Here is a 14013-nt window from a genome sequence, read left to right on the forward strand (position 1 = left end):
ATGCCCCCACCCTGCCCCTCCCCCGCCCGGCGGGGGAGGGGCAGGGTGGGGGAGCCCGTGGCCGGACTCCGCTCCGGACCTGCCTAGCGGTCCGCCACCGGCGTCGCGTAGAGGTCGAGCCGGTAGCCCTTCAACCGGTAGCCCAGCCGGTCGGCGACCTCGGCCAGCAGCGCCGCCACCTCCGGCGCCTGGAATTCCACCACCCCGCCGTCGGTCATGTCGAGCAGGTGGTCGTGCGGGGTCTTGTCCGCCTCCTCGTAGCGCATCGTCCGGTCGCCGAAATCCAGCCGCTTCAGAACCCCGATCTCCTCGAAGATCGTCAGGGTGCGGTAGACCGTGGCGAGGCTGATCGAGCGGTCGAGCGCCACCACCCGCCGGTGCAGGTCGGCCGCGCTCAGATGCCCCTCCGCCTCGCTCAGCACCCGGATGATCAGCCGGCGTTTTCGGCCCATCGACAAGCCGTGCTCGACGCAGCGTTGCTCCAGGCTCTTCATTCCATCCCTCTCCCATCCCGCCCGGACGGAAGCCCGACCAGGATTCCGCCACTTCAGATAAGACGGTTGGAAGGGGGCCGGCTTTCATGCAAAAAAGTGAATCCGGCCGAAAAGACTCCCGGCCGGGCTTCCGCACGGCGATCCGCATAGTCCGTTCGGCGGAGTCGGAGGCGTCAGTCGCGGGGCGTCAGGCGCCATCCTCCAGAATCGACCGGCGCAGGGCGTTGCGGTCGGCCTTGCCGGTGCGGCCGAGCGGCAGATCCTCGCCGATGTGCAGCGCGTCCGGCAGCTTGAACCGCTCGATCCGCCCGGCCGCCCAGGCCAGCAGGGCGTCGCGGTCGAGCCGCGCGCCGGGGCGCGGCACCAGCAGCACATGGATGCGCTCGCCCAGCAGGGGATCCGGCACGCCGGTCGCGAGCGCGGCGGCGACGTCGGGGTGGGCGGCGAACAGGCGGTCGATCTCCAGCGGCGCCACCTTGTTGCCGCCGCGCGAGATCAACTCCTTGGACCGCCCGGCCAGCTCGACGAGGCCGTCCGGCCGCTGCCGCGCCAGATCGCCGGTGCGGAAATAGCCGTCGGCGAAGGAGGCCGCCGTCAGCTCCGGGTCGTCGAGATAGCCCAGCATGCCGAAGGGGCTGCGGATCAGCAGCTCGCCCACCCCGCCATTTCCGCCATCAGCGCCGGCCCCGCCCTCCGCGATGGCGATGCGGTGCTCCACCCCGCCGGTCGGCCGGCCGATGGTCCCCTGCCCGGCCGCCGAATCGCCGGGCGACAGGCAGAAGTCGCAGGAGCCGGTCTCGGTCAGGCCGTAGAGGTCGAACACCCCGGCCCGTGGCCAGGCGGCGGCGATCCGCTGGCCGAGCCCGCCGCCGAGCGGCTCGCCGCCGGTGAGGATCTGGCGCAGGGCCGGTGCCTCCCCAGCCCCCCCGGCGTCGGCGAAGAGGGCGCGCATCATCGTCGGCACGAAGGCGGCGGTGGTCGCCCCGTCGGCCAGCGCCGCGCGCGCCAGGGCCGGGGTGAAGCGCGGCATCATGCGCAGCCGGGCGCCCGACGCCAGCGCCAGCAGCCCGACCCAGATCCCGAAGATGAAGGTGATCTGCAACGGCAGCAGCACGACCGAGTTCTCGGAGAAGCCCAGCATCGCCTGGAGGGCGCGGATCTTCCCGGCGAAGCGCTCATGCCCCAGAACCGCGCCCTTGGGCGCGCCCGTCGATCCGGAGGTGAAGATGACCAGCGCGGCGCCGCGCAGCAGCGGCCGGGCGGGCGGCGGATCTCCCCCGGCGGCCAGTTCGCCCGTCGTCCCGTCGACCGTCAGCCGCGCCCCGGTGCGCCCGCGGATGTCGCGGGCGGTGGCGTCGAGCGCGCGGGCGTGCAGCGGCACCACCACGCCGCCGGCCAGCCAGACGCCGAGAAAGCTCGCCAGATCGGCGGCGCTGCTCTCGACCCGGACGATCACCGGCTCGTCCGGCCGGATGCCGGCGGCGCGCAGCCGCTCGGCCACGGTGCCGGCGTGGGCGGACAGCTCGGCGGCCCGCAGGGTCCGCGCCGGATCCTCGACGCGGGGGTCGCGCCCGGCGGCGAAGGCGTCGAGCAGCAGGGCCGCCAGCGGCGGCGGCGCGTCCGGTCGCGTCGTCATGCCTTGCCCCCGTCCGTCCAATCCTCCGCCGGGAAACGGGCGTCGCGCCAGGCGAGCGCCGCGCGCAGCCCCTCGCGGCGGGCGACCTCCATGAACCGGATCTTGTCGGGGCAGCCCTCGCCCTCGATGTGCAGGTCGATGTCGAGCGCCGCCTCCAGCGCCTCCCCCATGCCCATGATCTGGAAGGTCCGGTTCAGCGCGTGCTTGGTCTGGCGCATCAGCGACGGATCGACGGCGGCGACGTGGCGGGCGAGCGTCAGGGCGGTGTGTTCCAAAGCCGCGCCGGGGACGACGCGGTTGACGATGCCGATGCGCTCGGCCCGCTCCGCGGTGATGCGGTCGGCGCCGGTCATGATGATCTCCTTGGCCAGTTTCGGCCCGACGATCCAGGGCAGCAGCATCACCACGATGCCGGCGCCGAACTTCAGTTCCGGCTCGCCGAACAGGGCGTGGTCGGCGGCGACGGTCACGTCGCAGGCCAGCGCCAGCTCGAAGGCGCCGGCCAGGCAATGGCCGTTGACGGCGGCGATGGTCGGCTTCGGGAAATGCCAGAAGCGCATCACCGTGTCGAAGTCCTTGCGCAGCAGGCCGCGCCACTGGCCGACGCCCTGCGGCCGCAGTTCCATCTGGTCCTTGAGGTCGAAGCCGGAGGAGAAGGCACTGCCCGCCCCGGTGACCACGAGCGCGCGCAGCCCGTCATCGGCCGCCACCGCGTCGAGCGCCGCGTTGATCTCGTCCAGCATGGTCTGGCTCATCGCGTTCAGCCGCTCCGGCCGGTTCAGCACCAGCCACGCGACCTCGCCGCGCGCCTCCAGGCGGATGGTGTCGTAGGTCATGCCGTCGCTTTCCTGAGGATGGGGTGAAGAGAGGGCGGCCATCAGCGGCGGCCGTTGGCGATGCGGACCGCCGCCGGATGGGCGCGCAGCCGCAGCATCGCCAGCGTGCCGAGGAGCGGCCCGATGGCGAGGACGGCGAAGGCGTAGCGCCAGCCGACCCAGGCCACCGCGTAGGGGACCAGATGGATGCTGACCAGTGTCAGCAGGAAGCCCAGGCAGGTCTGTAGCGTCAGCATGGTGCCGATCAGCGAGCGGTCCGACAGCTCGGCCACCGTCGCCGAGAACTGGCCGGAATCGGCGATGACGCTGATTCCCCAGACGAGCCCGACGGCGACGATCGCCCAGGGCGGCCCGCCGAACAAAAAGCCGATGACGAGCGCGCAGCCGCCGCTGACCAGCATGGAAACCGAGGTGACCAGCGTCCGTCCCCAGCGGTCGGCGCACCAGCCGCCGCCCAGCGCGCCCAGCGCCCCGGCCCCGACGATGGCGAAGGTGGCGAGCTTGGCCGCCGGCCCTCCGCCGTCCGGCATGACCAGGGCGAAGCTCTCGTTGAGGAACAGGGCCAGCCACGCCCACATGGCGTACAGCTCCCACATGTGGCCGAGATAGCCGAGGTTGGCGAGGCGCAGCGGATAGTTCCGCCACGCCTCCAGCGCGTTGCCGGGCCGCAGCGGCGGCGCCTTGGCGACGTGCGGCCCGATGCCGACGAAGCACACCGTCACCGCCGCCAGCAGCGCGCCGGCCGAGGCGGCGACGTAGGGCACCCGCCAGTCCACCCCGCCCAGCACCGCCAGCAGATGCGGCGAGGCCGACCCCAGCGTCAATGCCGCGATCAGCAGCCCGATCAGCAGCCCGAGGTCGCGCTCCGCCCAGGTCGCCGCCAGCTTCATGCCGACCGGATAGACCCCGGCCATGCACATGCCGGTGACCAGCCGCAGGACCGGCAGCAGCGGGTCGGTCGGCTGGAGCGCCAGGATGGCGAGGTTGGCGACCGCCGCGACCAGCGCGCTGGCGGCGAACAGCCGGCGCGGGTCGAGGCGGTCGGGCAGGCTGAGCAGCGCGCTGACCAGCGTGCCGACGACGAAGCCGGCCTGCACGCTGCTGGTCAGCAGCGCCTCGTGGAACGGACCGAGCGTCCAATGCGCCTTGATGTCGGCCAGCGAGGCGGTGGTGGCGAACCACACCGACATCGCCGACACCTCGGCGACCAGCAGCAGGACCAGCGAGGCGGCCTTGCCCTTGGCGGTCCGGCCCTTGGCGGCGGTGAGGGGAACGGCGTCCATCGGTCGGCCTCTCGTCTCGTTCCTATTGGTTTTCCGCTCTCACTTGCTGGCGGCCACCAACGGGCATTCCGAGGTGGCGAGCGGCCGGAAGGCCTGATCGCCGGGGATCGTCTGCACCAGCTTGTAATAGTCGTAGGGGCCCTTCGACTCCGACGGCTTCTTGACCTCGAACAGGTACATGTCGTGGATGGTGCGGCCGTCGGCGCGGATGCTGCCCTTGCCGAACAGGGGGTCGTCGGCCGGCAGCGCCTTCATCGCCGTGACCGCCTCGCGGCCGGAGCGCGCCGCCTTCTTGTCGGGCATCGCCGCCACCGCCTTCATCCAGTGCAGCACCGACGCGTAGGTGCCGGCCTGGTTCATCGTCGGGTAGCGGCCGTTGGTGCGCTGGACGAAGCGCTTGGTCCAGGCCCGCGTCGCCTCGTTCATGTCCCAGTAGAAGGCTTCGGTCAGCAGCAGACCCTGCGCCGTCTCCAGCCCGATGGAATGGACGTCGGTCAGGAAGACCAGCAGCCCGGCCAGCTTCTGGCCGCCGCTGGTGATGCCGAACTCGGCCGCCTGCTTGACCGAGGCCACCGTGTCGCCGCCGGAGTTGGCGAGCGCGATGATCTTGGCCCGGCTGCTCTGCGCCTGGATCAGGAAGGAGGAGAAGTCGGGGGTCTGGAAGGGCGTGCGCACCGTGCCCAGAACCTTGCCGCCGTTGGCCTTGATGATCTCGGCGGCGTCGCGCTCCAGCGAATGGCCGAAGGCGTAGTCGGCGGTCAGGAAGTACCAGCTGTCGCCGCCCTGCCCGATCACCGCCTTGGCGGTGCCGTTGGCGAGCGCCCAGGTGTCGTAGGTCCAGTGCACGTTGTTCGGCGTGCAGGCCTTGCCGGTGAGGTCGGAGGTGCCGGCGCTGGCGACGAGGAACACCTTGTCCTTGGCCTTGGCGATCTCCGAGACGGCGAGCGCGATGGAGGAGGTCGGCACGTCGGCCACCACGTCCACCCCCTGCTGGTCGAACCAGGCGCGTGTGACGGCGGCGCCGACGTCGGTCTTGTTCTGGTGGTCGGCGGCCAGGATCTCGACGCGGAAGCCCTTGGTCTCGGGCTTGAAATCCTCCACCGCCATCCGCGCCGCCTCGACCGAGCCGAAGCCGGCTATGTCGGAATAGAGGCCGGACTGGTCGTTCAGCACCCCGACCCGGAACACCGGCAGATCCTGCGCGGCGGCGGGCAAGGTGGCGATGGGGGCGGCGAGGACCGACAGGGCCGTCAGGGCGGCCGTTGCGAAAGGACGCATGCTTTCCTCCCATGGTGTGACCGATCGCGCCGCTCCCCGGAAGTGACGGGGGCGGATGCCGCCGGCACCGGAGCCGGGGCGGTCCGGGGACTGGGGCGGGCGATGGGCGGCGGAGCCCACGGCCCCGCTCTTTTATGTCTGGGTCGGGACAGTTGGCCCCACAAACCGACATTTGTCAAACGAATAAAAAGATGTCTTTTTGCGGCCCGCGCGCCCATGTATCCTGCCAAGCTGGGACCGCTTGCGGGAAGGGAAGGACGGACGGCCATGCCGGTGGAGTTCGAGAACGTCGTCACGACGAGTGCCGCCAAGCAGATCGCCGACACGCTGCGGGCGGCGATCATGGACGGTCGGTTGCAGGAGGACGAGCGGCTGCCGACCGAGGAGGAGCTGGCCCAGCGCTTCAAGGTGTCGCGCCCGACGGTGCGCGAGGCGCTGAAGCGGCTGGCGGCCCAGCACCTGATCCGCTCGCGGCGCGGGCCCACCGGCGGGAATTTCGTGGCGAGCCCGGCGCCGGAGGACGCGGCGCTGTCGCTCGCCAACGCGACGACGCTGATGGTGGCGGCCGGCGCCATCCAGCTCGACGACATGGCGACCGCCCGGCTGGAGCTGGAGGGCATCTGCTGCCGGCTGGCCGCGACGGCGCGCACCGACGCCCAGCTGGAGGCGATGCGGGCGGAGCTGGCGCGCCAGCGCGACGTATCCCTGACCGACGAGGAGTTCTGCGCGTCCGACGTGCGCTTCCACCGCGCGCTGGTCGACGCGGCGGGCAACTCGCTGCTGTCCTTCCTGATGCACGCCGTGGTCGAGGCGCTTCAGCCGGTCAGCAACATGATCATCTTCCGGGTGCGCGAGCGTCAGGCCATCGTCGCCTTCCACGAGCGCATCCTGGGCGCGCTGGAAAGCCGCGACGCGGAGGCTGGCGTCGCCGCTCTGGGCGATCTGGTCGCCTACACCCGCGACCGCTACCGCGACGCGCTCGACCGCCGCGCCGAACGCGCCGGCTGACCGAACCCGGTTCGACAGGCACAGCCTTTGGCGGGTCCTGCCCCCGCTCTCGGCGGACCGAAGGTCCGCCGAGAGCGGGGGAGGATGGGTGGGGGTCTAACCTGCCAAAGGTCGCGCCAATCAGGCGGTCAGGTCGAGGACGGCGCGGCCGCGGATCTGGCCGGCGACGATCCGCTCCGCCAGCCCCGGCAGCGCGTCGAAGGGATGGACCTCGTACATCGCGGCAAGGTGCTTGCGGTCGAGATCGCGCGCCAGACGCGCCCAGGCGGCGGCGCGGCGGTCGGCCGGGGCCATCACCGAATCGATGCCGATCAGCGTCACGCTGCGCAGGATGTGCGGGATCACCGTGCCGGGCAGGTCGGCCGAGCCGGCCAGTCCGCAGGCGGCGATGGCGCCGCCCCAGACGGTCTGCGCCAGCGCGTTGACCAGCGTCGTGCCGCCGACCGAATCGACGCCGCCGGCCCAGCGCTCCTTCTGCAAAGGCCCGCCCTTCTCGGCCAGCGCGGCGCGCTCGACGAAGCTGGTGGCGCCGAGCCCGCGCAGATACTCGTGGGTTTCCGGGCGTCCGGTGGAGGCCGTCACCGCGTAGCCGCGCTTGGCGAGCAGCGCCACCGCCACCGAGCCGACGCCGCCGGCGGCCCCGGTGACCAGCACCTCCGCCCCGCCGGGCTTGATGGCGCCCCAGCTTTCCAGCGCCTCGACGCACAGCGCCGCGGTGTAGCCGGCGGTGCCGATGCCCATCGCCTCCTCCAGCGAGAAGGCGTCGGGCAGGCGGATCAGCCACTCCGGCTTGACGCTCTGGTAGCGGCTGTAGCCGCCGTTCTGCGTCTCCGACAGGCCCCAGCCGTTGACGACGACGCGGTCGCCCGGCGTCCAGTCCGGGGAGCGCGATTCCACCACCGTGCCGGCGAGGTCGATGCCGGCCACCAGCGGCAGCTTGCGGGCGATCCGGCCCTTGCCGCTGACGGCGAGCCCGTCCTTGTAGTTGACCGTCGAGTAGGCGACCTCGACCAGCACGTCGTTGTCCGGCAGGTCGGCGCGGGAGATCTGCTTGAAGGCGCCCTTGGGCTTGCCGTCAACGTCCTCGATGACAAAGGCCTTGAAGCGTTCGGTCACGGTGGCTTTCACGGTGGCATGTCCCTTCAGCAAGGAGAATGGCGGGCGGGGCATGGAGCGCGTCCGGGCGGAAACGCCCGTCGCCGCGAGGCTCCCACCCCAGCTGATTCCGACGATGACGTCGGACCCTCTATTTGTCAAACAAATATCCGTCGGTCTCTTGCCGTGGCACGCCCCGCCGGCGAACCGGCAAACGAAAAGGGCCGGCCCGCTTGCGCGCGGCCGGCCCGGAACGGACGGATGAAACGAGGATGTTCAGCGGAACGGGAAGTTCATCTGGACGCTCACGCCCGAGGGCGGGGGCGGCGCGTAGACGACCGCCGGCGGGGGCGCGTAGACGACGCGGGGCGGCGGCGGGGCGTAGACCACGGCCGGCGGGCGCTGCATGACCACGACGGGCGGCGGCGCCTCATAGACAACGACCGGCCGGTCGCGGTGGTGCTTGTGGTGCCCGTAGCCATGCCCATGACCACGCTTGTGGTCATGGGCCGAAGCCGGAGCCGCAAGGACCAGAGAAGCGGCGACCGCCATTACCGCCACGCCCAAACCACGAATCACACGTCCGGTGCCCACACTGTCCTCCCTGGCGCTTTCCAAAGCCGGCCTGAACCGCAGGCTTTCCCCTTTATGCTCAGGCTGACGTTTGCCCGGTTGGGACATTTTTGCGCACTCGCTGCCGTGAATCCTACAGTTTCAACATGTTGAGGCAACAGGAGGCTGTCCACCCCGTCGAAAGCGGTAGCGGCGCGGCGCAAGGGAGGCATCACCCCGCCCGCATGCGGCCGACCAGCGTGTCGACCTGGGAGCCCAGCGAACGCACCTCGTCGGCCACCGTCGAGGAGGCGGTCAGCACGCGCCCGGCCGATTCGCCCGATTCCACCGCCGAGCGCGCCACCGTGTCGATGGTGGAGCGGACATGCTGGGTGCCATCGGCGGCCTCGCCGATGTTGCGGGCGATCTCGCGGGTGGCGGCGCTCTGCTGCTCAACCGCGGCGGCGATGGTGGCGGCGATCTCGTTGATGTCGCCGATGGTGCCGGCGATGGAGCGGATGGCGTCCACCGCCTCCCGCGTCACCGCCTGCATCGCCGCGATCTGGGCCGAGATCTCCTCGGTCGCCTGACCGGTCTGGTTGGCAAGGCTCTTGACCTCGCTCGCCACGACGGCGAAGCCCTTGCCGGCCTCGCCCGCCCGCGCCGCCTCGATGGTGGCGTTGAGCGCCAGCAGGTTGGTCTGGCTGGCGATGTTGTGGATGAGCTGCACCACCTCGCCGATCTTGTTGGCGCTCTGCGCCAGCCCCTCGACCGTGCGGTCGGTGCGCTCGGCGTCGTCGGCGGCCTTGCGGGCGATGCGGCTCGACGCCGTGACCTGGGAGCCGATCTCCTGGATCGAGGCCGACAGCTCCTCGGTGGCGGCGGCGACCGCCTTGACGCTGCCCTCGGCCTGCTGCGAGGTGCTGGCGGCGGTGGCCGCCTCGCCGGTGGTCGCCTCGGCGTTGCGGCTCATGCGCTGGGCCATGTCCTGCATCTCGCCGGCCGCCCGCGACACGCGGTCGAGCACCGAGCGCACGCTGCTCTCGAAGGTCTCGGCCATCTCGACCATGGCGCGGCGGCGCTCGCCGGCGGCGCGGCCGCGCTCGGCCTCGGCCCGCGCGTCGGCCTCGCGGGCCTGGTTGGCGGTGTCGCGGAAGATGGTCAGGGCGCGGGCCATGTCGCCGATCTCGTCGGCGCCGGCGTTGGGGATGGGCGTGTCCAGCCTGCCGCCGGCGATGGCGCGCATGGCGTCGGAGAGCTGCCCGACGCGCGACGCGATGCCGCGTCCGGCGACGAACCAGGCCAGCGCCACGGCGACGACCAAACTGGCGGCGGCGAACAGGACCAGCATCAGGCGGCCGGAATCGATGGCGGCGGTCGCCCCGGCGGCGGCGCTGTCCGCCTCGGCCTTCATCGCGGCGATCTGGCGGTCGACGGTGGCGGCGAACTCCTCGGCCAGCTTGCGGCTCTGCGCCAGCACGCCGTTGTTCTCGCGCTGGGCGGCCAGCTCGGCCCGGCGCAGGGCGAAGACGCTCGCCTCGCCCCGGCCGAAGACGGCGAGCGCCTCGGCGGCGGCGGCCAGACCGCGGACATCGCCCTCACCTTCACTCCCGCCGCCGCGCCCGACCCGCGCCAGCCGGGCGGCCAGCGCCATGGATGCCGCGGCGTGGCGGCGCTCCAGCACGGCCAGACGCTCCTCGTCGGGGGCCAGGGCCGCCTCGTTCAGCGCGCTGGTCACGGCGTCGCCCTGGGTCGAGAGTTCCAGGAAGGCACGGAAGCGGTCGAGCCCGTTGCCCAGCAGGTCGGTCATGGACTCCTGGATCTGCGAGCGCACCTCGAAGTTCGCCCGCTTGATCTCGGACTTCACCGCGCGCAGAGGCGGCTGGAGCTGTTCCAGCAGCACGCCCGAGCGGATGCGCGCGTCAGCCAGCCGGGCGAGGATGCGCTGGTCGAGCGCGGACCGCCCGCCCTCCGGCCCGTCCATCGCGGCGCGGCGCAGGTCGAAGACGCTCTCCTGGCCGTAGCCGAGCTGGAAGAAGGCGTCGAGCGCCCCGGCCGTCTCGGCGCCGAGCCGTTCGCGCAGGCCGTCGACGGCGGTGGTCGCCTGCGACGAGGATTCCAGGAACGCCTGCTGGTTCTGGGTGATGGCGGACACGGTGGGAGCGGTTCCCGCCCGGCTCATCGCCTCGGTGGCGGCGAGGATGTCGCCGCGCAGGTCGTAGAGCGCGATCAGCGCGCGCAGCGCCTCGGACAGGACGGACATCCGCTCCTCGGTGCCGGCGTCGAGCGCGTCGCCCCTGGCGCGCAGGGTGACGCCGGCCCCCTCGACCAGCGGCTTCAGCGCCACCAGGAAGGCGTCGTAGCCCTTGGCGACCGCCCCCATCGTCTCCTCGCGCTTGGCACGGACGGTCAGGTGGCGATCGACGGCGGCGTCCTCCGTCTCCAGCGTCGCGATCAGTGCCTTGGCCTTGTCGCGCACCGCCGGCAGCAGGGGATCGCCGGGGCGCCGGGTGCCCAGCTCGTCGACCAGGGCCAGCAGTCCCCTGGCCCGCTCCATGATGCCCGCGTTCAGCGTCTCCCGCTCCTGCTGGCTTTCCGCCGAGGCCAGGGTCGGCGCCGCCGCCGCGAGAACACCGCTTTCCCCCGACAACCGGGTCGCCAGTTCCATCTCCGGCAGGCTGGTGCCGACGATCCGGGCCAGCGGCCCCTCCACCGCCGAGAAGGAGGTCAGCCCGACGACGCTGGCGGCGACCGTCATGCCGGCCATTCCGGCGAAGGCCAGCATCAGCTTGGCGCGCACCCCGAACCGGAAACCGGCGCGGGGCGGGGTATGAAGGGCGGTGGTCATGCGGGCGCTGTCCCCATGGGCGGGTTCGGGTTGATGGAACGGAGGGCGGCCCACGCCGGAACGACGCACGCACGGACGCAACCCGGCTACCGGCTCGGCGATCGGGGGGTGCCTTGCGGAGGTTGTTCCTGTCTGCGACGTTAAGCCTCACCAGCCGTGGGCCGATGGTTCCGTGCATGGGCGGAGTACGTCAATCGCCATATTCCATTCAGAGAAAAAATTATCCCGTACTTTCCTCCAAGCAAAATCCTTGTTCGGAGGAAGCTGGATAAATTCCACTCAACGACATTTTTTGCATTTGCTTCAAAATGATGGGACGGGCGGACGCGATCCACCGAACTCCCGCCCGGTCCCAGTTCCGCTGGTCCGGTTTCGATTGGCCCGGTTTCGATTGGTTCGGTTTCGACTGAATGAAACGGGGTCATCGCCGGCCGCAGCGACCGGCCCGTGCAGACATGGGAAAAACGGGAGCGGGCGCCCATGCCCCGCCCCCGGCGCGGTGATCCCGCCTAGCGCAAAGCGCGGGCCAGTTGGTCGCCGCGCGTGGCGAGGTCAGCCAGCAGGGCCCGCGCGTCGGCCTCGCCGGTCCAACGGGCGACCGCCGTGACGCCCTCGCCGTCGTCGGGGGCGCCGTCACGCCCGCCGGCCTCGTCGGTCGGCACGCCGTAGACCCGGCCGCCGCGTGTCTCGACCACCGCGTAGCGGCCCTGGCAGGCGACCAACCGGAAGCTGCCATTCTCCGCGACCACCGTGACGTCCTTGCTTGCCCCGCTCATCGTCAACCTCCGTCCGGGTTCCAGTCATGCCCGCGTCAACCGCCGGTGGGGCGGAAGGTTGCGCGGCATGCCGACGGACGCGGCACCGGAGAGGATGGGGCGACGAGGCTAGCCGACGATCTTCCAGGACCCGTCGGGCTGCCGGCAGGCGGTGCCATGCGCCTGCTCGCTGCGCCCGCCGACCACGATGGTCTGCTGGAACTCGCGACAATAGGCGCCACCCTCGGCGTAACCGTCGCGCACCGGAACGATGGTGCCCTGGTTGCCGGACTGCGGGTTGTTCCAGCGGATGGGCTGGCCGATCGGCGAGTTGTAGGCGCGCACCGCCGCCTGGTTGGCGTATTGCTGGTCGGCCCTGTCGAGCGAGGAACCGATCTCCCGGCCGACAAAAGCGCCCAGCAGCGTGCCGACGCCGACCGCCACCAGCTTCCCGGAGCCGCCGCCGAAACGCGACCCGATCAGGCCGCCGGCCACGGCGCCGCCGACGGTGCCCACCCCTTCCTTGGTGCCCATCGAGCCGGTCTGGCAACCGGCCAGCGTGGTGGCGAGCAGAGTGGCGATCAAAGCGGCGGACAGGGTGGAGCGCATCGAAGAACCTCGTGATGGGCATGCCTACGCGCCGGCCTCGGCATGGCGGCACTGTGGTTCCGTATGACACACGGGCACGCACCGCGGGTCAATGGGGCACGGCGGCCGGCAGCCGATTCGGGCCGGGGACCGCGCCCCGAACGGCGCCCCGAACGGCGCCCCAAGCGGCGCAACGATCAGGCGCCGCTCCCGCCCGGCCGGGGGAGGACCGCGCGCCGTCCGGCCAGGGCGCGCAGGTCGCGCAGCGCCGCCTCGAACACCGGCTCCCAATCCTCGTCGGGGCCTTGGCGGTACAGGCGCATCGACGGGTACCAGGGCGTCGTCGTCCCCGACCGGCCATAGACCCAGTAAGGCACGTGCTGGAGCAGGTTCCACACCGGCGTGCCCAGCGATCCGGCGAGATGGGCGACCGAACTGTCGGTCATGATCACCAGGTCGAGCCGCTCGACCACCGCCGCCGTGTCGGCGAAATCCTCCAGCTCAGGCCCCAGCGGGACGATCGGCGTGCCCGGCGGCAGCCTGCCAAGCTCCTCCTCGGGCGGCCCTTTCTGCAAACTGTAGACGGCGACGCCCGGCACCTCCAGGAAGCGCAGGAACCGGTCGAGGGTGGTGGCGCGGATGGCGTTGCTCGAAAAGGCGGCGTTGCCCGACCAGACGACGCCGACCCGCAGCCGGCCGTCGTCCGGCCCCAACAGGCGGGCGGCCTTGGCGCGCGCCTCCTCCGGGACGGCCAACCGCACCGGAGGCGGCACGCTGTCGAAGCGGGTGCCGAAGCGGAGCGGCAGGCTCATGATCGAGCTGTGGACGTGGTAGAGCGGCGTCGGCGCCGCGTTTTCCGCGATGAAGGCGTCCACCCCCTCCATCCCCGCGAACAGGCGGCGCAGTTCGTCGCGCAGTTCGACCATCACGCGCCGCGCGCCCAGCGCCTTCAGCATCGGCAGGTAGCGGGCCATCAGCAGCGTGTCGCCGAATCCCTGCTCCAGCGTCACCATGATGAACTTGCCGTCCAGCGGCGCCCCGTCCCAGCGCGGCCCCCGATGAAGGCGATAGACATATTCGGGCAGCCAATAGCGCGATTCGTAATCGGCGAAACCACCCTCGTAATCCGCCCGGTGCAGGCGGATCTGCGACCGCCCCCACCGCATGACCGGGTTGTCGGGCTCCAGCCGGACCAGCCGCGCCAGCACCGCCAGTTCCTCGTCGAAATCGCCGGCCCGGTAGAGCGTGTTGGTGAGGTTGAGGCTGGCCAGCGGACTGTCCGGCCAGAGGGCGACCGCCACCCGGTTGCAGGCGACGGCCTCGGCGTGGCGGCCCCGCGCCGTCAGGCCCGCCGCCCGATGGGCCCAGGCCAGTTCCCGGGTGGGATCGACGACCAGGGCGCGGCGGTGGCAGAGGGCAGCCCGGTCGCCGGTCTGATCCGGCATCGCGCCCAAGAGGATCCAAGCGTCGGCGTCGGCCGGATCCCCCACCAGCCGGTGCCACGGATGGACCGGAACGGATGGTGCCGATTCCGGCGCCGGCGCACTCGTCGCCACGCCGTCCGAAACGAGTCCCGGCCAGGGAAGCGGGTCAAGCATCGGCGTCCCCATGCCGCCTTCGCCGGGAGAACGAGCCAGGGA

12 protein-coding genes are annotated in these 14013 nt (G+C 71.6%); 1 reads left to right on the top strand and 11 read right to left on the bottom strand.

From position 1 onward, the window contains the following. Window positions 1–83: 83 nt before the first annotated feature. The 5 genes from J2847_RS21315 to J2847_RS21335 all read right to left on the bottom strand — a co-directional run bounded on the left by J2847_RS21315 (window position 84) and on the right by J2847_RS21335 (window position 5527). Window positions 84–494: a Fur family transcriptional regulator gene (locus J2847_RS21315; RefSeq protein ID WP_209780852.1), complete on the bottom strand. Its 411-nt coding sequence runs from the start codon at window positions 492–494 to the stop codon at window positions 84–86. Between the two features lie 187 nt (window positions 495–681). Then, the gene (locus J2847_RS21320; protein ID WP_209780853.1) at window positions 682–2130 is read right to left on the bottom strand and encodes a class I adenylate-forming enzyme family protein; all 1449 of its coding nucleotides are present in this window, start codon (window positions 2128–2130) and stop codon (window positions 682–684) included. Continuing rightward, entirely contained in the window at window positions 2127–2966 is an 840-nt protein-coding gene (locus J2847_RS21325) for an enoyl-CoA hydratase/isomerase family protein (RefSeq protein WP_209780854.1), read from the bottom strand. Before J2847_RS21325 ends, J2847_RS21320 begins: the two co-directional genes overlap by 4 nt. 41 nt (window positions 2967–3007) lie before the next feature. Further along, window positions 3008–4249, bottom strand: coding sequence for an MFS transporter (locus J2847_RS21330; protein WP_209780855.1), 1242 nt, complete (start codon window positions 4247–4249; stop codon window positions 3008–3010). 39 nt (window positions 4250–4288) lie between these two features. Then, on the bottom strand, window positions 4289–5527 hold the full coding sequence (locus J2847_RS21335) for an ABC transporter substrate-binding protein (RefSeq protein ID WP_209780856.1): 1239 nt from the start codon (window positions 5525–5527) through the stop codon (window positions 4289–4291). A gap of 267 nt (window positions 5528–5794) precedes the next feature. Between J2847_RS21335 and J2847_RS21340 the strand changes: the two genes are divergently transcribed. Continuing rightward, entirely contained in the window at window positions 5795–6535 is a 741-nt protein-coding gene (locus J2847_RS21340) for a FadR/GntR family transcriptional regulator (protein WP_209780857.1), read from the top strand. Between the two features lie 120 nt (window positions 6536–6655). Here the strand turns inward: J2847_RS21340 and J2847_RS21345 are convergent, their stop codons facing one another. From J2847_RS21345 to J2847_RS21370, 6 genes are all read right to left on the bottom strand, one after another. Further along, on the bottom strand, window positions 6656–7663 hold the full coding sequence (locus J2847_RS21345) for an MDR family oxidoreductase (protein WP_325169455.1): 1008 nt from the start codon (window positions 7661–7663) through the stop codon (window positions 6656–6658). A 243-nt stretch (window positions 7664–7906) separates the two neighbouring features. After that, window positions 7907–8224: a hypothetical protein gene (locus tag J2847_RS21350; protein WP_325169456.1), complete on the bottom strand. Its 318-nt coding sequence runs from the start codon at window positions 8222–8224 to the stop codon at window positions 7907–7909. Between the two features lie 190 nt (window positions 8225–8414). Beyond that, window positions 8415–11030 carry a methyl-accepting chemotaxis protein gene (locus tag J2847_RS21355; RefSeq protein ID WP_209780858.1) on the bottom strand — a complete coding sequence of 872 codons (2616 nt, stop codon included), beginning with the start codon at window positions 11028–11030 and terminating at the stop codon, window positions 8415–8417. 509 nt (window positions 11031–11539) lie between these two features. Next, window positions 11540–11806, bottom strand: a complete 267-nt coding sequence (locus J2847_RS21360) for a hypothetical protein (RefSeq protein ID WP_209780859.1) — start codon at window positions 11804–11806, stop codon at window positions 11540–11542. 108 nt (window positions 11807–11914) lie between these two features. Then, window positions 11915–12394, bottom strand: a complete 480-nt coding sequence (locus J2847_RS21365) for an RT0821/Lpp0805 family surface protein (protein WP_209780860.1) — start codon at window positions 12392–12394, stop codon at window positions 11915–11917. A 176-nt stretch (window positions 12395–12570) separates the two neighbouring features. Then, window positions 12571–13971, bottom strand: coding sequence for a tetratricopeptide repeat-containing glycosyltransferase family protein (locus J2847_RS21370; RefSeq protein WP_209780861.1), 1401 nt, complete (start codon window positions 13969–13971; stop codon window positions 12571–12573). Window positions 13972–14013: the final 42 nt, after the last annotated feature.

It is taken from the genome of Azospirillum agricola (assembly GCF_017876095.1).
Taxonomy (GTDB): Bacteria; Pseudomonadota; Alphaproteobacteria; order Azospirillales; family Azospirillaceae; genus Azospirillum; species Azospirillum agricola.

Coding starts and splice junctions, on each gene's coding strand:
- J2847_RS21360 (WP_209780859.1), bottom strand. CDS start 11,806: ATGAGCGGGGCAAGCAAGGACGTCACGGTGGTCGCGGAGAATGGCAGC.
- J2847_RS21340 (WP_209780857.1), top strand. CDS start 5,795: ATGCCGGTGGAGTTCGAGAACGTCGTCACGACGAGTGCCGCCAAGCAG.
- J2847_RS21330 (WP_209780855.1), bottom strand. CDS start 4,249: ATGGACGCCGTTCCCCTCACCGCCGCCAAGGGCCGGACCGCCAAGGGC.
- J2847_RS21315 (WP_209780852.1), bottom strand. CDS start 494: ATGAAGAGCCTGGAGCAACGCTGCGTCGAGCACGGCTTGTCGATGGGC.
- J2847_RS21370 (WP_209780861.1), bottom strand. CDS start 13,971: ATGCTTGACCCGCTTCCCTGGCCGGGACTCGTTTCGGACGGCGTGGCG.
- J2847_RS21325 (WP_209780854.1), bottom strand. CDS start 2,966: ATGACCTACGACACCATCCGCCTGGAGGCGCGCGGCGAGGTCGCGTGG.
- J2847_RS21335 (WP_209780856.1), bottom strand. CDS start 5,527: ATGCGTCCTTTCGCAACGGCCGCCCTGACGGCCCTGTCGGTCCTCGCC.
- J2847_RS21320 (WP_209780853.1), bottom strand. CDS start 2,130: ATGACGACGCGACCGGACGCGCCGCCGCCGCTGGCGGCCCTGCTGCTC.
- J2847_RS21365 (WP_209780860.1), bottom strand. CDS start 12,394: ATGCGCTCCACCCTGTCCGCCGCTTTGATCGCCACTCTGCTCGCCACC.
- J2847_RS21355 (WP_209780858.1), bottom strand. CDS start 11,030: ATGACCACCGCCCTTCATACCCCGCCCCGCGCCGGTTTCCGGTTCGGG.